Raw genomic sequence first — 21,535 nt, forward strand, 5'->3', positions numbered from 1 at the left:
AACAATCAGGAGAAACAATCAGGTTGTATGGGTTACTGTATAGTATCGGTTACCATATAAAAAGTATGTTCTTTTTGTGCTTTATACAGCTGCTCAAGGGTGTTTTCCAATTCAAACGTTGCGGCATCACTCATAACCAGCTCACTAAATAGAGGCGAGAACGACGAGGTCATCGCTATGACGCCTTTTAATAAGAAATTAATAACCTTAGGTGGAATGCTCCCCTCGTTGGTATCTATAATTGGCTCCAAATCTAAAGCATTTTTAAAGCGAATTTCGCCATCGCGAATGTCGATCTCAACATTCCCTAACATCATGTCATAGTTAATCTGTGCTGCCAGTGTTAATCCAGCACTTAAATGTGACTTGGGCAAATGAAATGGCAAAATACCGTACATAGCGAGTAGTTGGGTATGTTCATGAATACGAATGACGCATCCCCACTCCATAATACTGGCGCTGCTATGAAAATCATCCTCATTTTCGAGCTGAAAATGATGACCAGACTGGTTGTTGGTTGGCTCGCTATAATGTTTCATCGCCATCGAAATATGGTGCACATTATGACGGCGTGAGTGGCTGTCTTGTGCTGTATTTTGGTTTGTATCATTCGTTAGGGAATCAGCTATGAAGTCATCGTCACGCTGCCGAGTATGTTGGCTAGTCGGTTTATGATAATGATACGATAGGTTATTGGTCTCTAAAAACTCTAAAACAGCGTCGGTAATGGGCTGCTGAGAGGGTTTACGTTGTTTTTGATTATGAATTAAATTGCTTGAGGTGTCAGGGTTAAAATTTACTGATTCTGAGGCTATCTTCTGAGTAGCCGATTGACGGGATAGGGGTGTAGGCTGGCTGACATCATCCTGTTTATTCAAAAAAAAGCGACGATGGTTCACTTGTGAATCACTGTCTGCCTTCTGTATCTCTACTAATGCTGAGAGTGGATCAGACGAGTTAGAGGTCTTAGAGCGAGAAGAAACATCAGAGCAAGAGGAGGGCTTCTTAACCGTCTTTTTTTGGTTAATGGTAAATATTTTTTTCAAACGTTGCCATAGTGTTTTCGGTTTATTTGAACTCATAATAGGACAATAGGTTAGTTATGGGTCGGGGTTTGTTATACTATTACTTTCAATGTGCTATTCACTTATATGACGTCGTTAAAACATATTGCAATAGTGGATAAGTCACAAAAAAAGCCAGTAAATGCAAGCTGTCGTCTCGCAGCTGTAGATTATGGGGATCTGCTCTTTAAATCTCCTTTCTTATACCGCTTGATAAACATGTATGGTAAACCAAAAAATGCCACTGACACTTAAACAAATTGACCAAAGATCCAGTAAACTCGATAAGTCTGAGGCTGCTAATCCTGATAAGGGTTGTATATTAGAGCTAAGAGAGTTGACCGTACAACGTGGCGACTTTCCGCTTTGTCAGAAGGTAAATTTGTGTCTAAACTCTGGAGATATATGCCATCTAATTGGTGCAAATGGCACAGGCAAAACAACATTGATGATGCAGTTAGTAGGCTTATTACCGCTGATTGAGGGTAAAGTGTTTTATCAAGGTATCGAACAGATGCCCAATGCGCCGTTATATGTTTCTCATCAATTGGGCATACATCCAAGTCTGACAGTCTCTCAAAACCTTACTTTTTTGTTGAATCTTTACGGCATTAGTCCTAGCAGAGATGAGATCAATGATGCTTTAGATTGGGTAGGTTTAACTGGATTCGAGCATATGAGTAGCAATCAGCTGTCAGCAGGCCAAACTCGCCGAGTAACGCTAGCCCGCCTTTATTTAATGACCCCGCAACACACTCCTATCTGGTTACTTGATGAACCCTTTACTGCCTTAGATGTGAGTATGGTAGGTAGACTGGGGCAACGCTTGCAGCAGTTTGCAAACTTAGGTGGGGCTGTGTTTATGACCAGCCATCAACAGGTTAATATCGTAACTAAACAATTAAATTTGTCCGATTTTGTGCCTGAATATATGTTAGATGAAGACTATATGCCATATAAGGGTAATGAAGATTTAGAGCAGAGCACAAATAGCGATCTTTGCAATAGTCCAACTGTCATAACTCATCATACCCGTCAACAGGTAAATATCAATAAGCCATTAAATAACGGTGATAAAGTAAATAAGAAGGTAAATGAGACCTTAAATAACAGGCGAGAGGTCTCAAAATGATAGAGCAAACGTCTTTGCGCACCTCTCAGCATCATCACATGGGTATTGGAACTCGGCAATTATGGCGTCGTGAATGGCAAGTTAAACAACAAGGTGCTGTACAGTGGCTATATCCATTGGTGCTATTTTTAGTCATTATTACTTTATTTCCATTAGCGGTTGGTAGTGAGCCACAACTGTTACAGCGTTTAGCCGTGCCCGCGGTATGGATAGCTGCTTTATTATCCTTAGTAATGGGTGTTGAGGATCTATTTAAACCGACTTTTGATAATGGTACCTTGGCTCAGCTTGTGGTATCCAAGGCATCGCTGCCTATTTGGGTATTAGTAAGGTTGACCATTCATTGGATTTTTAGCAGTGGCTTAGTGGCAGTATTAAGTTTGCTTGCCGTACCATTATTTGGTCTTTCTTGGAGCAATGCCGCAGTATTATTGATGTCAATCATAGTGGGTAGCCCAATGTTACTCATGCTCTCCGCAATTGCGAGTAGTCTAACGTTATCTCTAAAAAACGGTGCTGTCATGGTGCCACTTATTGCCTTACCAATGCAATTGCCCGTTTTGATATTTGCGACGGGGGCAGTGGATTTATATGCGTCAGGATTAAATGGCTTGCCTATTTTCGCATTACTTGCTGCGGGTAGTATTGCCTCAATTATTATTATGCCTTGGGTAATTGCCATGACGCTTAAGATGTCATGGCTTAATTAGGTGCTTTTTTTGCTATAATAGTTTACCTACAAAGCTTAAGAGAAACTTCTAAGCGAGTATTAGGTAGATTATTACAACAATGGTTTACGATGATAATGGGTTTAATTACCTTAATGTTTATCTTATTGCTGGCATCTTAGAAGGGGCACTTAAAGCGTCTCTATAACCTAACTATTGTATTCTGGCTTACAAGGTCGTTTATTATGCCAAATGCCAAACCGACGTCAAAACCCAGCTTTTTATCTCGCTTATGGCAAGGTTTTTTGATAACCGTAGGCACACGCGAGTTTTTTCGCATTTTTTCGCCTTGGGTTAAATGGTTAGCTGGATTATCGGCAATACTTATTACTATGGGTAGTATTTGGGGGCTAGGTTTTGCTCCGCCAGACTATTTGCAAGGTAACAGTTACCGTATTATCTTCATTCATGTACCAGCAGCGGGTGCTGCATTATCTATCTATTTTGCGATGGCAGTATTAGGTGTGATATTTTTGGTATGGAAAATCAAAACAGCTAATTTAGTTGCTCAAGCGCTTGCACCTATCGGTTTTTTGTTGTGCGTCTTAAGCTTAATTACGGGTTCTATCTGGGCTAAACCCACATGGGGAACCTTTTGGGTGTGGGACGCGAGATTAACATCGATGTTAATTCTGGCTTTTTTATATGCGGGTGTCATGGCTTTATTTGCTGCTTTTGAGCATACGCCTAACCGAGGTAAAGCGGCAGCAATTTTATCAGTGGTAGGTGCGGTTAATTTGCCTATTATTAAATATTCTGTTAATTGGTGGAATACCTTACATCAAGGTACCACCATTACAATTACTGAAGCGCCAAAGATGTCTCTCGATATGCTAGCGCCCCTATTACTGATGATACTCGGTACCTATATATTGGTTGCGGCCTTAGCTATCTATCGAACCAATACTTTGATTTTAAATCGTGATCAGAATAAAGCATGGGTAAAAGAATATGTGCGTCAATTTCGTTAGAAAACGCCATCCCTTTGATCCATGAGATATGTCATTACCATCGGTGAGTAGTTTGAATCGTATGCAATGATAAAACACACCTAAAATCTGCTGAAGGCTTTCTAAATGCCTATTAAACAACGAATACAGCCAATATGAACAGAGATAACAGAGGACATCAAAAAACAAAATGAGCGAGTTTGATTAAGGTCATCGTTAGATTATTTTTAAAGTTATAGTGTCTTTGAAAGACGTAAAAGCTATGGCATACGAGAGGTTGTAAATCTGACGTATTTAACCCGCTTAACGTCTAATTATAGGAGAGAGCAGTGCAGCCCTATTTTTATAGTGTTCAAGAATTTATCGCCATGGGAGAGCATGGTATTTACGTGTGGAGCACGTGGGGGCTTACTTTTGTTGTTGTTATTGGTTTTATTATACATAGCGTAATGCAGCGTCGTCGTTTAATACAAACGTTGAATATTCAGCAAGCACGGCAGCAACAACGTCAAAAGTCGACCCGCAGTTGACTCACTAATTAAACCAATTTTTATATATTATAGGCAATCCTATGAATGCTGTTCGCCGTAAAAAACTTATTTGGGTCGCTGGCACATTGGCAGGCGCTATCATTGCCGTCATGTTAGTTGTTTATGCGATTGGTCAACAAACCGACTACTATTTTGATCCAACTGCAATTGCGTCTGGCGAAGCACCACAAAACAAACGAATTCGTGCAGGTGGTATGGTTGTTCAAGATAGTGTTAAACGTGATCCAAACAATGATTTAAAAATACAGTTTGAGATTACTGACTTTAGTGCCACTGTCCCTGTTACTTATCAAGGCATCTTGCCAGATTTATTCGCTGAAAATTCAGGGGTGGTTGCCACTGGAAAAATGCAGGGGGATGTTTTTGTTGCCAGTGAGGTATTAGCGAAGCACGATGAAAACTATATGCCGCCTGAAGTGGCTGCTTCTTTAAAGAATAAGCATGTCGACAAGGGAGTTTCTCCAGATTCTGAACAATTTATCCCAGCTATACCGGTAAAGAAAAAGTCAGAAATGGGAAATCACTCAATGCAAACTTTAGAACAGTAAGCGATATTTATTATTTTATCGGCTAAATAGTGTGTTGAGCCTATGTAAAATAAGTTTTGAATAGCTTTGTTAAATAACCTATCAGGTTTTGATAGGAGGTAATGATAGGCCATAGCAAGATACCATTAGGTATGGCCTGTTGATCAATGTATTAGAGATCGCGCTAAGCTTTTAACTTGTTTTTAGTAGGTAGTATCACAAGAAAACGGGTTTGACCATTGTAGGTGTCAGTAAGAATATTTCCATGGTGCGCCTCTACAATTTGTGATACAAGCGACAATCCTAATCCAGAGCCTTTGTTATGCTGTTGCAGCCGAACAAATGGGCTGAAGATCTCGGCACGTTTGTTTAGAGGGATACCTTTACCGTGATCAATGACGGCAATCACAGCAAAGTTTGGTGCGACCGCTTGCTCAAGCTTTGCAGGTTTAGGGCGACGCAAGCGCTTGGTAAATGAGCTGTCATTTTTCTTGCTTTCTTTTGTGTAATCTCCTTCTCCTATTTGAGGGGTCACTGCCGACTTTTTATCCTTATCGATCTTAGGGTCAGAATCTGCAATAACTTTTCCATTATTCTCAACATAAGAGGTGTCTTCGGATGTTAGAGGCGAGCCACTCTCTTTAGCATGTGTGTTGATTACGCTCTGGCTATCGCTTTGACTATTTCTTTTTGAAGTATGAGCATCATTAGCCCTTTGAATATCGCTATCGCTTACGTCAGGGTTTACGGAGGTAGGTTCAATTGGTAAGCTATTTGCTGTTAGAGCAAGGGCATCCATTGCCTCAATCAAATGCTTAGGCGGTGTTAGTGCCTCTGATTCGCTGGCTGCCCCGTATAAATGCACTTCTATGGGCGGGGTGCCGTGGATCATGGCATTATTCAATAAGTTTCGAATGAGGTGAATGAGTAGCTTTGGTTGACCTTCTAAAACAATAGACTGACCATAAAGCTTAGCTTCTGGGTAATGCTGACATTCCTGATTGACTAGCTCATATAAGTCAAAACGCTCGCTTTGCTGTACAACATGACCGGCATCAAGACGACTGACAAGCAAGATACTCTCTACTAAGTCGTTCAAGCCAGTTAAATCACGATTGACCGCTTGTGCACGTTTGTGAAATTTTTCTTGAGAATCTGTTGGTAATTGCTTTACTAACATCTCCATCATTTCAATCTGCAAGCGAATACGCGTAATGGGGGTGCGTAATTCATGAGATGCATGTGCTAATAAGAGATTATTGGCATTAATTAACTGCTCTATTTTCTGCGCCGCTTGGTTAAACCCTTTAGCTAAGCTTGCAATTTCATCAGTACCATTAGCAGGTACTCGAACGCTAAAATTACCTTCACCTAACTGGGCCATTTGACCGCTCATCTTATTGATTCGCCATGTCATGGAGCGAGCTATCCACCAAAGCACGCCAGTCATAATAACTAATAATGCCAAAGTTCCAGTAAATAGGTTCAGCATAGCTGATATCTCTGAACGCTTTGGCGGATCTCGGGGTTCATAGAGCAGAATATAACCGCGGTCGCCCATAGACTGCACACTTACTTGCTCAGTTGGAGAAAAAGTAGGCAACATGCGAAGTACCCAAGCGGGATCTTTGGGCAACATTGTGGGTAAGTCACTATCATCAGTTTGAACAAGTAGTTTGCCGTGACGATCGTATAAACCCATTTTAGCTTGTAGAGATTCATCAAAAATATCTAGGCTTTTTTTGATGACGGCGAGCATAAAACGAGCTTGTAAGCGCTCGTTCATACTGATGGCATTATCTAATTCATCAACAAAAGGGTCTATTTGTCTAACGATTTGTGTGGCTAGTACCTGCCAACGTGTATTCGCTGAGTTATCATGGACTAAGTGAGTTAAGGCAATCATAGACACAGCAAACAAAACCAGTGTCAACATGACACTGGCAAATAGTTTACTAAATACTGTTTTAAGACGAAACCGCTGCATATTCATATTAGTATGCTGCCACATTAATGCTCACTGAAGCATTATTATAAGCGATATTAACCTTCATATTGATAGGTATTACACTTGATCAGTAGCAAACTGATAGCCTACACCGCGTACTGTAATAATACGTTTGGGTTGGCGAGGGTTGTCTTCTATTAGCGCACGTAATCTCGAAATGTGCACGTCAATGGCGCGGTCGATGTTGTCTGAGCTGTCGTCGTTTGGCATTGCTTGCCATAGTTGCTCACGGTTTAGCACTTTGCCTGAATGAGTCGCAAAGTAGTGCAGAAGCTGGAATTGGTGAGTCGTTAACCGAACAGGCTTATCATCAATAGTGACTTCATGACTATCTGGAAACACGCTTAAACGTCCAAAAGTCAGACTGTCGGATTCACCATCGGCTTGGTTTGGCTGTTCATGACGGCGTAGCACTGCACGGATACGTGCCAGCAACTCACGTGGCTCAAAAGGTTTAGCTAGGTAATCGTCAGCCCCCATCTCAAGCCCTAATACACGGTCAGTTGTATCCCCTTTAGCTGTCAACATAATAATGGGAACTTTATTGGTGTTGTTGTTTTTGTTGCCACGAATGTGCTGACATACCTGCATACCATCCATATCAGGCAACATCAAATCTAGAATAATGAGGTCGATGCCACGCTCTCTAGTATCTAAAATTTCAAGCCCTTCAGTACCTGTTAGGGCATGATGAACCTCATAGTAGTTCATCGATAAATAGTCGCTGATAAGTTCAGCTAAGTCAGGATCATCTTCAATTAATAATATTTGCTTGCTCATAAGAAACCTTAAGTTTTCATTTTCGAGGTATAAAATGCTGATTAGTTCTATCACTGTATTTATCGTTAGTTCTAACGAATGCCGACTATTATCAAATGATAAATTGTGAGCAAAGTAGTAAAAACAGCATTAATCCTTTATCGATTTATTTAGAATAACTATATGACAGCCGAATTTGACTGACTGTATGGTTTATAATGCCTAATTAGTAGCTATACTAACAAGACACAGTTTGTTACTATTTTTGGCTAATGTTACGCTAAACCCTATTAATTAGATTTTTTAACCTATATTTTATAGCACAGATAGAAGGTAGGTAGGGTAGTAAAAATATCCCTTCCTATTGATATTACTAGGTTTAGGATGTTGGATTGGTATAAGACATCTCTATTTTATGAAGTTGCTTTTGACAGTGTTCATTGTGACATTAATTATAACCTTTAGTATAAACGTGTCAGTGAAATTTTACAGTATTAAATGTGATATATATTGAGTGAGACTAAATCTAATAAAGACATGTAATGAGAACATTAAATAGTTGGGCTAAAGTCAATTAAGTATTCAAATAACAAATACAAGTAACTAATTTAACTTCTAATTAACTAAGCAAATCATAAGGGTCTTGAAGAGGCAAGTTGAAACCTAAATGACAATAGGTCTGGTCAGTTTGAAAAGTTGATTCTTGAAATTAACATAACTTTATGACTAGGCCTTTAAACGCTGTGTAGCAGTCTAAATACCGTTGGTACCTTATAAGTCCTTTGTTCAAGGCATTGCGCCTTATTTTTTCTAGATAAATAGTATAAGATATGTTAAAAACATTCCATAAATATTAACATTTAAGCATCAAAGAATTTAAAGGATAGGAAAACCCGAATGGACATTAATTTTGACGGTCTCAAAGTCATGATCATTGATGACTCTAAAACAATTCGACGTACGGCAGAGACATTACTACAAAAAGTAGGGTGCAAGGTAGTTACTGCGGTTGATGGCTTTGATGCTTTAGCAAAAATAGCTGATCACAATCCAGATATTATTTTTGTAGATATTATGATGCCACGTTTAGATGGCTATCAAACCTGCGCACTTATTAAAAATAATCCAAAGTATTCTGATAAGCCAGTAATTATGCTGTCTTCTAAAGATGGGTTATTCGACAAAGCGCGTGGACGAATTGTCGGTTCTGACGAATATCTAACCAAGCCCTTCAGTAAGGATGAGTTATTTGAAGCCATACAGCAGTATCAATAAATGAAACACACAGTTTAGTGAATGAGAAATGCAGTACTGTTTAAGCAACAGCATCCCTAAAGCCAGTTAACTATGTTTTGGTTTTGGTCGAACGGTATGTTTTGGTCAAATTATATAAGTCATTAAATACGAAGTTGTCATAACAGTTGTATTTTTATTGTGGAGTAACGCCTTGGCTTCAAGAGGGTTTATTGAATTATTACGTCTTGCAGATCTCGCTGAGTCGCGTAAGAGTGGTCATCACAATTTAAACCATGCACAGTGGCTAGGTGTGGGCTTTGAGGTTGCTGGGCAGTGTTTCGTTGCCCCAATTGGTGAGGTAGCTGAAGTGCTTGCGATGCCAATAGCAATAACCCAAATCCCACTATCTCAATCTTGGTTAGTTGGGATTGCAAATGTTCGCGGTCGTTTATTGCCTTTATCCGATTTAACTCAATTTTTGAACCTTGAGCCTTCAGCTATTAGACTAAGACATCGCAAAGTTTTAGTTATAGATCAGCCTGAGATTTTTTCAGGCATTCTGATCGATAAAGTGTTAGGCATTAAACAGTTTGATCGTAGTGATTATGTGGCTGAATCTTTACCATCGGACTCGCCTTTTTTACCGTATAACCATGGTAAGTTTTTAAAAGAGGGTGAAGAGTGGGCCGTTTTTTTGCCCAGTTTATTAACCAAAGATGCTCGATACCTTGAGGCAGCGATTTAGTTAGCCATTATTAGATTGAAAAATAAGGCTGAGAACAAATACATCAGCTTGATAGCCTATATTCAGCTTGATAGCCTATATAAAGGCATTAAGTTATTTCTTTTGAGGATACCCTCCCATGAATAATGCAGCTAAAACACCTGCAATAAATACTGACCATGCTCAGGAAAGAAGAACACTTTTTGAAGTTGATGGCGAGCATAAAAAATGGTTTTATACCTTAGGTGCACTGTCCATAGTGGCATTTACTATCTTAATAGCTCTCATTTTTTCGTTAAATAGCGTAGTTGCCAACGTTAATCTATTTTCCCATTCAGAAGTTGTTATCCCCGCGGTATTGTTTTTATTAAGTTTTATTGGTGCTCTTTTTGCCTTATACCAGCTATATAGAGTAAGAGGCGAAACTCAGCGGTTATTGATTGAGAAAGAGACACTACGACAACGCCAAAATATGGAAATTGAATCTGAGCGGGCGCGTAAAATCCAAGAAGAGAATGAGCAAAATGAAGCAGCCATTGTCAGGCTTCTAAGTGAACTAGAAGACTTAGCAGAAGGTGATTTAACGATTAGTGCAACGGTATCTGAGGACTTCACTGGAGCGATTGCAGAATCCGTAAACTTTGCCATTGATCAACTGCGTCAACTCGTTTTGGCTATCAATAAAACGGCCATACGAGTTGCCCAGTCATCTGAACAAACTCAACTTACTGCCGTTGAGCTTGCTGAAGCATCTGAGCATCAGGCCCAAGAAATAGCCGGCGTGTCTGCTGCTATTAATGAGATGGCGGTATCGATTGAACAAGTTTCCTCTAATGCGACGGAATCAGCCATTGTTGCTCAGCGTTCTGTTGCCATTGCTCATAATGGTGCAGAGGTAGTTCAGCGTTCCATTGAAGGTATGGACAATATTCGTGAGCAGATTCAAGAAACATCTAAGCGAATTAAGCGGTTAGGAGAGTCATCACAGGAAGTTGGGGACATCGTTGGCTTGATTACTGACATTGCAGATCAAACCAATATCTTAGCGCTAAATGCGGCCATTCAGGCATCAATGGCTGGAGAGGCTGGACGTGGTTTTGCTGTAGTTGCTGATGAGGTACAGCGGTTAGCGGAACGCTCAGCTAATGCTACCAAACAGATTGAGTCACTGGTTAAAACCATTCAGGCTGATACGAATGCCGCTGTTATCTCTATGGAGTCAACGACAACAGAAGTGGTTAGAGGGGCTCGCTTAGCTAAAGATGCAGGCGAAGCGTTACAAGAGGTGCAAACTGTTTCAAATGTTTTAGCAGAGTTAATTCAAAACATCTCCAATGCTGCACAGCTACAGGCCTCATCTGCCGGTCATATCTCTAAGACGATGAATGTCATTCAAGATATTACCTCACAAACGTCTTCAGGAACACTAGCGACTGCTCGTTCGGTGGGTCAGCTTAACGAAATGGCATCTTCTTTGCAAGAGTCTGTATCAGGCTTTAAATTGGATCATACTGATGAGGTACTATTGAGAGAATAATATCTTTTTTTATAACTTGGTATTCGGATTTACATAGCAATAGCATAATTTGCATGTTCATGTTTGGAAATGCCTTAGATAACAAGCGGTGCAGCTTGATTACCTATTAAGTAGTATATGACTAGGAAAATATAATGACTAATCAGCTTAATTTATTGGTTACAACAGAGTGGTTGTTCCCAGTATTAAAAGAGCAGCTAATGACACTCCATAATAAGCTGAAGCTTTCCTTGGACGTCCATGAGCTAGCTTTAGTAGCTGATGAATATCACAGACTTTATGACACCTTTAAAGTAGCTCGGCTGGCTACGTTTGCTAATTTAGCGCTGATGATTGAATCGACATTGAAGGCTATCGGAAATGAGCAACTATCGTCGCAATATATTTATAAATCATTGTACGCCAGCAATCTGATACTGAATGAGCTAACCTTTTTTGTGCAAACGGGGTCTTATCATAAAACATTAATTGTAGAGCATCAAAAAAAATTGCAAGACTTATTAGTTGCTAATCATGTATGGCTTGTGAGCCAAGATCATCGATTGGTAATAGAGAATGAGGCGGCTGTACCAAACCAGCAGCCATTATCCTCAACGTTTATGGATAACGTGCCATACCAAACAGTTAATTCATGCTATCTATATAAATATATTGAATTGCCAGAAGATATTGAAAACGTCAAGCTATCTTCTAAAAAGTGTAGCATGCTGCTAACCGCATGGCGTTATTCGCTGAATAGGTTGTTAAATAGGAGCAGTCAAAATGACGACAGATTTGAGGTATGCCTTACTTATTTGCAAAAAGTAGTTCATTACTTAATGAATGATGCGTATGCCCGTCATGCTACAGAGCGTGTCAAGTTGTGGTATGTTGCTAAGCAATGGTTAGCGAGCTTACCGGTAAATAATGTTCCAGTATCTGCTTACACACAAGTATTGGCAAACTTGGATAGTTTGATTTGTGCTCAATGTGGTGTAAATGGGAAGACCAGTATTGTAATAGATGACTATTCGGCAAGTCCTAATTTGGTAAGTCATTCAGTAAGTCATAAAGATGCTGAAACATGCCTAATTGATATTTATATCCATCTTTCAAGCTTAAGTTCAGTGACCAAACAGGCTGAGCATGTGTTAGCCAGCATTAATAATGGGACTGAGCATGACCATGCATTATTACCACGAGTGATGCTACTGATCAATCTCGCTATAGAGCAGCTGGAGTCGCGGCAAGAAGTTGAGATAGTGTTGAAAGATGTGCAATCACAACTAATGAGTCGAGGATGGAGACAGCTATCGCAGCAGGTAGAGGAGATTATAGATCAATGTTGTCATCCTGCTAACGATGCCTCTAGTTCAATTGCAACAGAGGCGCTACGCAGTCTGTATAGCACAATCGAAAACATGTATAAGATGATTGATTTGAAGGTTGGTCAGCAAATTGCCAGTTACTCGCCCCGTTTATATAAAAAGAAAGATACAAATAAAGATAAAAACATAAACTATCTAGATAACATATCTATAACTAACAGGGCTATAACTAACAGTAGTGTCATTAAAGGTACCCGTCTTAACACTGATTTAACAGAGCCCGCCTCTTTACCAGCCAATCAAAATAAAGCGTCTATTACTGATGTAGTCAGTACGCCGTCACTTTATGAAGCACGTATTGCACTTGAAAATATAAAAAATGCCTATCGCGACTATTTATACCATCATGACGCTCAATTATTAAACAACACAGAATCACTCGCTAAGTTACGTCTGTTATTTAGCGTGATGCTCAGTGATGACCTGATAGCAATAGTTGTTCGTTTAAAGCGTTTATTTGAGAACATACTCACTTATGACCTTAATCGTATTACATGGGTTCTTGCCGAAAACATAACTGACTCATTGGCTCTGCTTGAATTGTTTATGGACTTTCTGGCTCTGCACACCTTTGATAGCCAACTATTAAAGCTAATTAGTGATCGCATGATTGTAGCAAAATCTCTTGTTATTCAGCTTATTGATGACCCAGATATTGAAAAAAGCGATTGGGCGACTTTAAAGGTTCAGCGATTACAAGAAAACAAAAATGTTATTCATTATGATGATAATGGAGAGACTACCTTAAATGATGCAACTACTCATGTTGTGTCTACTACACCTCAAGAACCTGAATCGCTAAATGCCCTAAAAGACTCCCTTAAAGAAGACACGTTTGATATGGATGAGGTTATCCGTGATGTTTTTGTAGAGGAAGCTAACGAGGTTTTTGAAGCGCTAGATAAGTATTTACCAGAATGGCAAGCTGATCCAGAAGATACAGAAGCCCTGAGCCAAATCCGAAGTGGATTTCATACTCTTGAAGGTTCAGGACGTATGGTAGGCGCTCATAGCGCCGGCGACATTGCATGTGTTGTTGAAAGTATGCTCAACCGTATATTAGATAAGACAATATCGGTTACCGAAGAGATGATAGGTTTTATTGGGGAAAGTCGTACACATGTCCAAATTCTAGTCAACGACTTTGCAAATCAGCAACCTGCCTCAATAGATACGGCTTTGGTTATATTCAAAGCGAAAAATCTATTAAAAGGTCGCCCTATCAATGAGGGTGTAGGCGAACTCAACCCTAATAATGCTGAGTTTATGACAACTCAAAGTAATGACTCTTTGATTGTTATGAGGGACAAATCTATTGAAAATGAGGGTAGAGACCGCGTACAACAATCTAAGGCTACTGCTCATGATGTCCAATTAAATCAAGCTTATGAGTCAAATAATGAGCGAAATGAGCCGAATCTGCCAGACGTGTTGCGGTCCCATTTGGCCAATGCCATTATTGCAAAAGATACAAGCGACGCCGACCAAGATATTAAAGATATTTTTGTTGAAGAGGCCGGTGAAGTATTGGACGAGATTATACCCCAATTCAATCAATGGAAGGGGGCTCACGATAGGAGATACCTTATAGAGGTAAGGCGTGGGTTTCACACTTTAAAAGGCTCAGGGCGGATGGTGGGTGCTAACTACTCTGCAGAAGTCGCTTGGGCGATAGAAAATATGCTTAATCGTATTTTAGATAACACCATCGAACCGACGTCTGATATGCAGTTATTGGTCGAAGACGTATTAGAAAGTTATCCTGCTATGATATCGGCTTTTGAACACGGTACAGATAACTATCCTGAAAAAATGCCATTGTGGATAGCTTGCGCTAATGCATTCAGTAAAAATTTGCAAAGCCAATTCGACTATCAAACCGTTATGGCTAATTATCATTCTACAGAATATGAGGTCGATTTCACAGTCGATGAGCCAGTAAAGGCATTGGTCAATAATGAGTTAACTGAAAAAAAAAGTGACGAGAAAGGCGAACATATATATTTGATAGATAGGGCGGAGGATTATGACTGCTCCAATTTAAAGAATAGTGTTGATTTAGACTGTCAACAGGATCTGGAAAAACAGGTCTCATCTACTGAGTTAAGCGCAACCCCTAGGCAATTTGAAGATATTGAGTTTGAGCAAATCGGAACTGAACCCGAACTATTGGCATTTTTTTTAGAAGAGGCACAAGAAATTGATGACGCAATCAGTGCTATATTCAGCGCGTGGTCACAAACACCAACAGACGTAGAGTTGCTTGAAGTCTTGCAACGTCATCTGCATACGATTAAAGGCGGTGCGCGTATGGCGGGTATTCGTAGTATTGCTGATTTAGCGCACGAAGCTGAAACCCTTTATGAAAATTTCTTAAAAGGGTATATTCAGCCTTCTCGTCAGTGGGTAGAGGTAATGCAAGGTGTTCAAGATATACTCACTTCGCAAGTGCAACAGGTGCTATTAACTGGGAACTCTTATTATGCAAACCACACTGTTGACCAGTTGCGAAGCTTGGCAAAATCTAAAGAGATTGACGAGAATTTTGCTCTATGCCCTCCAAAGATTACACAGACTAAAGATGCTAAAACAGTAGCGCTTCCGATTCAAAACAGTGCTCTTTTAAATGAGCAGTCTGCGAACATAAGTAGTAAGGACTTAACATCAGAAGAGCATTCTGAAAGCTTAAGTAAGCTAGCCCGTTTAGATAATGAAGGGTGCTTAAACGATCAAACCACCGTTCAACTTGATTTTAATCGTCTTAAATTAGAGTCTTGGCATGGCAATGAGCCAGACTCTGATATTTTGTCGATTTTTTTAGAAGAAGCACAGGAGATTATTGATAGCAGTACCCTGCATATGCAGTCATTTTACAAAGACCCAAATAACAAAGCGGCATTAAAAGAGTTGCAACGCGAATTCCACACCATGAAAGGTGGCGCCCGTATGGTATCAGCAAACGGTGTTGCAGATCTTACGCACCACATGGAAACCGTATTAGAGAGTTTATTAACACAAAATAATCTGGCTACTACATACATAACTCGGCTACTGCTAGCTTGTCAAGATTGGTTAACTCAAGCCATATTATTACTCAGAAAAGGTGTCAATCCACCTACACCATCTGAGTTGATAGATGGTTTAAAGTGCTTCTATAAGGATCCTGACATCCTATTAAACGTGCCAAAATCATCATTACATCATTATATTGAGGCAACAAACAACTATGAGACATGGCGTTCGTCTCGTTCGACTCAGCACGATATAAGTACAATCCCATCCTCATCAGGTAATTTTGGTAAGCCAAATAATAAGCCCAAATATAACAACGAGATGACTCGAGTATCTTCAGGTTTAATGGAACACATGATAAATTTATCTGGTGAGTCTGCCATTAACCGTGCTCGAATTGATATGAATATAGCAAGTTTAAATAACACGGTTGATGAGATGGCAATAACGGTACGCCGTCTCGCAGATCAACTTAGAAGAATGGATATTGAGCTTGAAGCACAGATATTGTCACAAATTAATGATAAAGACCTGCTTGATAATGAAGCGTTTGATCCTCTAGAAATGGATCAGTATTCATCATTTAACCAATTATCCAAGTCGCTATCTGAATCAGCTTCTGACTTGTTAGATTTAAAAAACACGATGCGTGATAAAACGCGTAACGCTGAAGATCTATTATTACAGTTGTCACGTACACACACAGATTTGCAAGATGCGCTGATGAGCTCAAGAATGGTGCCGTTTTCTCGCTTAATACCTCGATTGCAACGTATTGTCCGTCAAACTGCTAAGGAGCTTGGAAAAGAAGTAGAGTTGGAAGTTATTAATGCAGATGATGAGATGGATAGAATCATTCTAGAGCGCATTACATCGCCTCTTGAACATATGTTAAGAAATGCAGTAGATCACGGAATAGAGCCACCACAGATAAGAGAAACTCTTGGTAAATTAAGAAAAGGTCGTATTATTTTGGAAGTCACACGTGATGGTAGTGAGGTGGTCATAAAACTTAGTGATGATGGCAGCGGTATAGATATCGAAGCCGTACGATCCAAAGCTATTAGTCAAGGACTTATTGATGAGAAAGATGACACATTAACCGAACTTGATGTGATGCAATATGTCTTTAATGCTGGCTTAACAACTACGAATAAACTTACCCAAATATCAGGACGTGGCGTTGGAATGGATGTGGTTAGGAGTGAAATACGTCAGCTTGGCGGAACAGTATCTGTTAACTCAAAACGCAATAGGGGGTCCGTTTTCTCTATGCGTGTTCCCCTAACCGTCGCTATTTCCGATGCTTTAAGGGTACGAGTTGCCGATCAGTATTATGCCATTCCATTAATGCAGATTGAGCGTGTTGAGCGTGTTAATGCCGAAGCTTTAATAGAGTTTTATCAATCAGAGCATCATACTTTTAAAATATCTGGGAGATATTATCGCTTAAGATACTTGGATGAAATGCTTTCAGGTGTTTCGTTGAATGCGGCCACAGTAAATACCAATATTAGCTTACCTATTATCATTATTAACAACCAAACTGGTCAAAATCTTGCGATTCAAGTAGATGAGGTTATTGGTTCTCGTATAGAAGTAGTTGTTAAGCCATTGGGTCGCCAGCTGACGCATATTAGTGCTTTATCAGCTGCAACTATCATGGGTGATGGTTCAGTCATGCTCATCTTAGATGCCTTAGCACTGATGCGTAACGCACCGATACGTCAAGCAAGTACAGCGCACAATGTAAAAGAAAACACTAAAGGTAGGCCACAAATACTCATTGTTGATGATTCAGTTACCGTACGTAAAGTTACCTCACGCCTGCTTGAGCGTCAGGGTTTTGATACTCATGTTGCTCGTGATGGTTTAGATGCAATAGAGATGCTACAAAGTAAAAGCATAAAGCCAGACCTTATGTTACTTGATATTGAGATGCCAAGAATGGATGGCTTTGAAGTAGCGACTCATATACGTCAAGACAGTCAGTTTAAGAATCTTCCTATTATTATGATTACCTCACGCACAGGTGATAAACATAAACAAAAAGCAATAGAGATTGGCGTAAATGGCTATATGGGCAAACCTTTTGAAGATACAAAGCTAATTAATGTTATTAATGGCATTATCGATGTTGTAGGAGAGTGTAGTGATCAGTAATATGAAAGAATTATCTGATATACAGGTCATGGTAATCTCAGAGGTACAACAGCAAAGGCTTGCTTTTTGTGATACGGTTTCAAGTCTTGGCTTCACGCTTATAGACTGCATTTTACCGAGTGAGGTTAGTGAAAAACATCTTAATGCTAAAGCCGATGTATGGCTAGTAGATAGCCAATATGATGAACATTTACACCAACAGCTTGCCGATAATGGCGCATTGGATAAAACCATATTGGTTGGCTTTGATAAAGCACCGTATTTAAATGAAGCACAACTTTATGGTAAATGGCAACGAAAGCTTAGACGTAAGCTAGCAACTATGTTAGGTATTCCTGAACTGCGTAGTCATAGGGTATATTATGAAAAGCCTAATCCTTGGCGTTATGTCGTTTACCTAGGTGCGTCATTGGGAGGGACAGCTGCTGTTAGAGACTTCTTGGATCATTTATCCCCTGATCTCCCGATAACGATTATTTTGGCTCATCATTTTAACCATAATATGATTCATACGTTGCCGCGTATCTTAAATAGGCATAACGATTGGCGTTGTCAAGTGGTGAGTACTTCTCAAACTATGCAAGCAGGGCAGTGTTTGATTGCTCCTATTCTCCAGAAAGTAGTTTGCGACTCAACGGGGCGGGTAATTTTCACTCAAGACAAATGGGAGGGAAAATTGAAGCCAGATATTGGCCAGATATTCAAAAATATTAGTGATGTCTTTGGGGAAGATATGATAGGTATTATATTTTCTGGAATGAATGATGATTGTACACAATATTTACCGCATATTCAGGCTAATAATAGCCAGGTATGGGTTCAAGATCCTGCCAGTAGTGTCTGTGATAGTCAACAGCAAGCCATTATAGACTCTGGCTATGCAAAATTTATTGGAACACCAGAACAATTAGCCAGGCGCGTCACTGAGTACGTAGTCAATTCACATTAACATAATAGTTTAGCTTTCCAAAAAATATTTTAACCTTGTTATAACTACTAAATTTATAGGGTGTATACTCGCTTTTTATGTAAAATAGTGGGTTGGCGGTAGATTTATTTTAACCAAGTAATTAAGAATGCCAGTCTAAAGAGCTTGTTTTGACAGCGCATTTTTTGGAATTAGAGGTATTGAGCCAATAATGAAGCAAATCGATAAGCATAGATTTGAAACCCTCAGCATGTTAACTGTTGATAAAGGTCAGCTTGATGTCACTTTTATTCCTGTTAAGAATCGACCAGACTGGGTTTTGCCTTCAGTACTCATTATTCATGTTGATAAATTCACTGAAGTTCAGGATATCGTTGTATGGCAAGATCAGAACATTGCCGCTTATTCACTTCTCTCAGCCGATCAGCGACCCAATAAGGTGGTAATACTTGAAGGAGAGACTGTTAACCATAGAATTGCCCTACTCATTCATGGTGAACTTAACCAACAGCAGGTCAAGATTTCAGATGCTAAAGATATTGATTACTATGAGGGTTTCAATATGAATCCTATTTCATCGTCTTTAGCTGTGGCGAAGCCAGAAGATACTTATAACTCTGGCATCTCAAATAACAACTCATTTACTTTCCAAATGATTGAGATTGATGGTAGGGTTTATAGTGTACCTGATTTAGATATTCTAAGGGACTATCTTAGCACTTAGTAGCTGTAATTGGGCTAGACCCTAATATAATCGACAACGTAAGCTAGTTATCATATCTATAGGTATATTATGTCAAATTTTTCCTCTAAGCATAATGGTCATAGTGGTTTTTCCAAACCCCACTCAGTAGATAAGTGGTCTAGTTTGGCTAGGCTCTTTCATTGGGGAAGTGTGATCTTACTTGTGTTAACTTGGGTAATGCACGTGCTAGATAGTAATACGGAAGGTTCAACTTATTTGTTATTACACAAAGCGTTTGGTGTCAGCTTATTATTTTGGATGATTGCCAGAGTCATTAATCGAATGTTCTCCAAAACACCTTCTCCAGTGCCAATGCCTATTTGGCAGAAAGCGATAGCACATTTAACGCACTTTGTACTTTATATCTTGTTGTTTGCGATGCCCATCGCTGGTATCTTGATGTCATGGTATGGTGGGCACGGCATCGATATGTTTGGTTTATTCGAAATACCTCCTATGGTAGAAACGGACCGGTCTCAAGCGCGCTTTTTCAATAATTTGCATACGGATGTCTTTTGGCCAGCTCTATTGATATTTACAGCGATTCACATAGTAGGTGCACTATTTCATCAGTTTATTCAAAAAGATAACATGATAGCTAGAATGAAGTAATTAAATAGACAGGTTTTGATTAAACGCGCTGATGCAACACTAGAATAATTAATAAAAAAGCCCTAAATATGAACTGACCCCCAAAAGTTGGACGGTTTAAGTCTATCTCAAGGACTGAATTCTGTACTTCACAGGACTCAGTCCTTTAAGTTTAAGCTGAATACGCTCATGATTGTAATAATGAATGTACTCATGAATTTGCTTTTCTAGTTCATCAATAGTTTTAGGCTTTTCAATATAGATGGTCTCACACTTCAGTGTGCCAAAGAAGCTCTCCATTAACGCATTATCTATGCAGTTGCCTTTTCTACTCATGCTTTGTCTTATCTTATGCTTTTTAAGCGTCTTTCTAAAAGGCTTCATTTGATAATGCCAGCCTTGATCAGAGTGAAGCATTAACTTTTTATGACGACTTGTTTTCGTCTTATCTAGCGCAAAATCTAGCATTTTACTTACCACATCATAGGTTGGTCTTTTAGATAAGGTATAACTGACTATTTCATTATTATAGCAATCAAGAATCGGAGATAGATATAATTTATTGTCACCCACCTTAAACTCAGTAATGTCTGTTAACCAGCGTTTATTGGGTTTACCAGCATGGAAGCGACGCTTTAAATAGTTCTTTGCTATTTTTCCCTGTTGACCTTTATAGGATCGATACTTCTTTCTTCTGATCTTCGCATTAAGATTTAACTGCTTCATAAGCTTGGCAATAAGCTTATGGTTATGATGCATGCCTAACTGCTTTAATGCGGCTGTGATTCTACGATAGCCATACCGACCTTTATGTTGGTAATATAGCTCGATGATACGCTGCTTTAAATCAGCGTATTTGTCTTCAGCATCAAACTGACACCTATGGTAATAAAAGACACTTTTAGGCATATCAGCTATCTTAAGTAAAGCTGATATGCAATATTTATCCCTTAGTCCTTCGATGAGCCTTGCTTTGTCTCGGCTTGTTCCCTCTCCCTGAGCAAGGCATCGAGCTTTTTTAGGTAGGCATTCTCCGCACGAAGATATTCATTCTCACGTTTCAGCTCTGCTAATATCTTTTCATCATCTGGTTTGTCTGTGATAAATGGTTTGCTCATGGCCGCTCTACCTTTACGTTTAGATATGAGTCCAGACATACCCTGTAGTCGATAAGCTTTGTGCCACTGGCTGATTAAAGCTGGTGAGCTGATGTTATACCTTAGAGCAACTTCCAATTGACTTAGGCCTTGGGTAAGCATCGTTGTTAGTACGTTAAGTTTAAACTCACTACTGTATTTGGCTTTGCTTGTCTTTGGCTTAATAGCCTTTATACCACCGCTTTGATATTGCTTGACCCATTTACTTACAAATCTTGGATTCACTTTAAACTTCTTTGCTGTGGCATGACCGGTATGTCCTTGCTTATAGTATCCTATGACTTTGATCTTAAAATCTAGATTGTAACGCATAAAAATACCCCATAAGTTGTGTCCAACTTTTGGGGGTCAGTTCA

Annotated in this window: 16 protein-coding genes and 1 pseudogene; 12 read left to right on the forward strand and 5 right to left on the reverse strand. The window is 39.5% G+C overall.

From position 1 onward, the window contains the following. Positions 1-32: 32 nt before the first annotated feature. Positions 33-1,082: a type III secretion system chaperone family protein gene (locus AC2SLL_RS04110; protein WP_486530405.1), complete on the reverse strand. Its 1,050-nt coding sequence runs from the start codon at positions 1,080-1,082 to the stop codon at positions 33-35. Positions 1,083-1,287: 205 nt separating this feature from the next. On the opposite strand from AC2SLL_RS04110, the gene ccmA reads away from it, so the two are divergent. The 5 genes from ccmA to ccmE all read left to right on the forward strand — a co-directional run bounded on the left by ccmA (position 1,288) and on the right by ccmE (position 4,973). Next, on the forward strand, positions 1,288-2,196 hold the full coding sequence (ccmA, locus tag AC2SLL_RS04115) for a heme ABC exporter ATP-binding protein CcmA (protein ID WP_486530406.1): 909 nt from the start codon (positions 1,288-1,290) through the stop codon (positions 2,194-2,196). Positions 2,197-2,234: 38 nt separating this feature from the next. Continuing rightward, positions 2,235-2,906, forward strand: a complete 672-nt coding sequence (locus tag AC2SLL_RS04120) for a heme exporter protein CcmB (protein WP_486530429.1) — start codon at positions 2,235-2,237, stop codon at positions 2,904-2,906. A gap of 203 nt (positions 2,907-3,109) precedes the next feature. Further along, positions 3,110-3,895 carry a heme ABC transporter permease CcmC gene (gene ccmC / locus AC2SLL_RS04125; protein WP_486530407.1) on the forward strand — a complete coding sequence of 262 codons (786 nt, stop codon included), beginning with the start codon at positions 3,110-3,112 and terminating at the stop codon, positions 3,893-3,895. Between the two features lie 308 nt (positions 3,896-4,203). Beyond that, entirely contained in the window at positions 4,204-4,404 is a 201-nt protein-coding gene (gene ccmD / locus AC2SLL_RS04130) for a heme exporter protein CcmD (RefSeq protein WP_486530408.1), read from the forward strand. A 41-nt stretch (positions 4,405-4,445) separates the two neighbouring features. Next, on the forward strand, positions 4,446-4,973 hold the full coding sequence (gene ccmE, locus AC2SLL_RS04135; protein ID WP_486530409.1) for a cytochrome c maturation protein CcmE: 528 nt from the start codon (positions 4,446-4,448) through the stop codon (positions 4,971-4,973). 163 nt (positions 4,974-5,136) lie between these two features. Here ccmE and AC2SLL_RS04140 read toward each other — a convergent pair whose 3' ends face one another. Beyond that, positions 5,137-6,939: a HAMP domain-containing sensor histidine kinase gene (locus tag AC2SLL_RS04140; protein ID WP_486530430.1), complete on the reverse strand. Its 1,803-nt coding sequence runs from the start codon at positions 6,937-6,939 to the stop codon at positions 5,137-5,139. Between the two features lie 78 nt (positions 6,940-7,017). Next, the gene (locus tag AC2SLL_RS04145; protein ID WP_486530410.1) at positions 7,018-7,740 is read right to left on the reverse strand and encodes a response regulator transcription factor; all 723 of its coding nucleotides are present in this window, start codon (positions 7,738-7,740) and stop codon (positions 7,018-7,020) included. Positions 7,741-8,616: 876 nt separating this feature from the next. On the opposite strand from AC2SLL_RS04145, the gene pilG reads away from it, so the two are divergent. From pilG to AC2SLL_RS04180, 7 genes and pseudogenes are all read left to right on the forward strand, one after another. Next, positions 8,617-8,994, forward strand: coding sequence for a twitching motility response regulator PilG (pilG, locus tag AC2SLL_RS04150; RefSeq protein ID WP_486530411.1), 378 nt, complete (start codon positions 8,617-8,619; stop codon positions 8,992-8,994). A gap of 172 nt (positions 8,995-9,166) precedes the next feature. Further along, positions 9,167-9,700, forward strand: coding sequence for a chemotaxis protein CheW (locus tag AC2SLL_RS04155; protein ID WP_486530412.1), 534 nt, complete (start codon positions 9,167-9,169; stop codon positions 9,698-9,700). A gap of 478 nt (positions 9,701-10,178) precedes the next feature. After that, positions 10,179-11,216 (forward strand): annotated as a pseudogene (locus AC2SLL_RS04160) (methyl-accepting chemotaxis protein); the annotation flags it as partial. A 134-nt stretch (positions 11,217-11,350) separates the two neighbouring features. Beyond that, the gene (locus AC2SLL_RS04165) at positions 11,351-17,758 is read left to right on the forward strand and encodes an Hpt domain-containing protein (protein WP_486530413.1); all 6,408 of its coding nucleotides are present in this window, start codon (positions 11,351-11,353) and stop codon (positions 17,756-17,758) included. 1 nt (position 17,759) lies between these two features. Continuing rightward, on the forward strand, positions 17,760-18,707 hold the full coding sequence (locus AC2SLL_RS04170; protein ID WP_486530414.1) for a chemotaxis protein CheB: 948 nt from the start codon (positions 17,760-17,762) through the stop codon (positions 18,705-18,707). Between the two features lie 190 nt (positions 18,708-18,897). Beyond that, positions 18,898-19,410, forward strand: coding sequence for a hypothetical protein (locus AC2SLL_RS04175; RefSeq protein WP_486530415.1), 513 nt, complete (start codon positions 18,898-18,900; stop codon positions 19,408-19,410). A 69-nt stretch (positions 19,411-19,479) separates the two neighbouring features. Further along, the gene (locus AC2SLL_RS04180; RefSeq protein ID WP_486530416.1) at positions 19,480-20,043 is read left to right on the forward strand and encodes a cytochrome b; all 564 of its coding nucleotides are present in this window, start codon (positions 19,480-19,482) and stop codon (positions 20,041-20,043) included. A 102-nt stretch (positions 20,044-20,145) separates the two neighbouring features. Here the strand turns inward: AC2SLL_RS04180 and AC2SLL_RS04185 are convergent, their stop codons facing one another. Then, a complete protein-coding gene (locus AC2SLL_RS04185; protein WP_486530431.1) occupies positions 20,146-21,069 on the reverse strand; it encodes an IS3 family transposase in 924 nt (307 codons plus the stop codon). Continuing rightward, positions 20,973-21,491: a helix-turn-helix domain-containing protein gene (locus AC2SLL_RS04190; protein WP_486530417.1), complete on the reverse strand. Its 519-nt coding sequence runs from the start codon at positions 21,489-21,491 to the stop codon at positions 20,973-20,975. The genes AC2SLL_RS04185 and AC2SLL_RS04190 overlap by 97 nt, the downstream gene beginning before the upstream one ends. Between the last annotated feature and the right edge of the window lie 44 nt (positions 21,492-21,535).

The organism is Psychrobacter sp. CX97 (assembly GCF_057396285.1).

Bases quoted from the DNA above. Each gene is read 5' to 3' on its own strand.
- ccmE (WP_486530409.1), top strand. From the start codon at position 4,446: ATGAATGCTGTTCGCCGTAAAAAACTTATTTGGGTCGCTGGCACATTG.
- AC2SLL_RS04145 (WP_486530410.1), bottom strand. From the start codon at position 7,740: ATGAGCAAGCAAATATTATTAATTGAAGATGATCCTGACTTAGCTGAA.
- AC2SLL_RS04165 (WP_486530413.1), top strand. From the start codon at position 11,351: ATGACTAATCAGCTTAATTTATTGGTTACAACAGAGTGGTTGTTCCCA.
- AC2SLL_RS04110 (WP_486530405.1), bottom strand. From the start codon at position 1,082: ATGAGTTCAAATAAACCGAAAACACTATGGCAACGTTTGAAAAAAATA.
- AC2SLL_RS04190 (WP_486530417.1), bottom strand. From the start codon at position 21,491: ATGCGTTACAATCTAGATTTTAAGATCAAAGTCATAGGATACTATAAG.
- pilG (WP_486530411.1), top strand. From the start codon at position 8,617: ATGGACATTAATTTTGACGGTCTCAAAGTCATGATCATTGATGACTCT.
- AC2SLL_RS04140 (WP_486530430.1), bottom strand. From the start codon at position 6,939: ATGCAGCGGTTTCGTCTTAAAACAGTATTTAGTAAACTATTTGCCAGT.
- AC2SLL_RS04180 (WP_486530416.1), top strand. From the start codon at position 19,480: ATGTCAAATTTTTCCTCTAAGCATAATGGTCATAGTGGTTTTTCCAAA.
- ccmC (WP_486530407.1), top strand. From the start codon at position 3,110: ATGCCAAATGCCAAACCGACGTCAAAACCCAGCTTTTTATCTCGCTTA.
- AC2SLL_RS04120 (WP_486530429.1), top strand. From the start codon at position 2,235: ATGGGTATTGGAACTCGGCAATTATGGCGTCGTGAATGGCAAGTTAAA.
- AC2SLL_RS04175 (WP_486530415.1), top strand. From the start codon at position 18,898: ATGAAGCAAATCGATAAGCATAGATTTGAAACCCTCAGCATGTTAACT.
- ccmA (WP_486530406.1), top strand. From the start codon at position 1,288: ATGGTAAACCAAAAAATGCCACTGACACTTAAACAAATTGACCAAAGA.
- AC2SLL_RS04170 (WP_486530414.1), top strand. From the start codon at position 17,760: ATGAAAGAATTATCTGATATACAGGTCATGGTAATCTCAGAGGTACAA.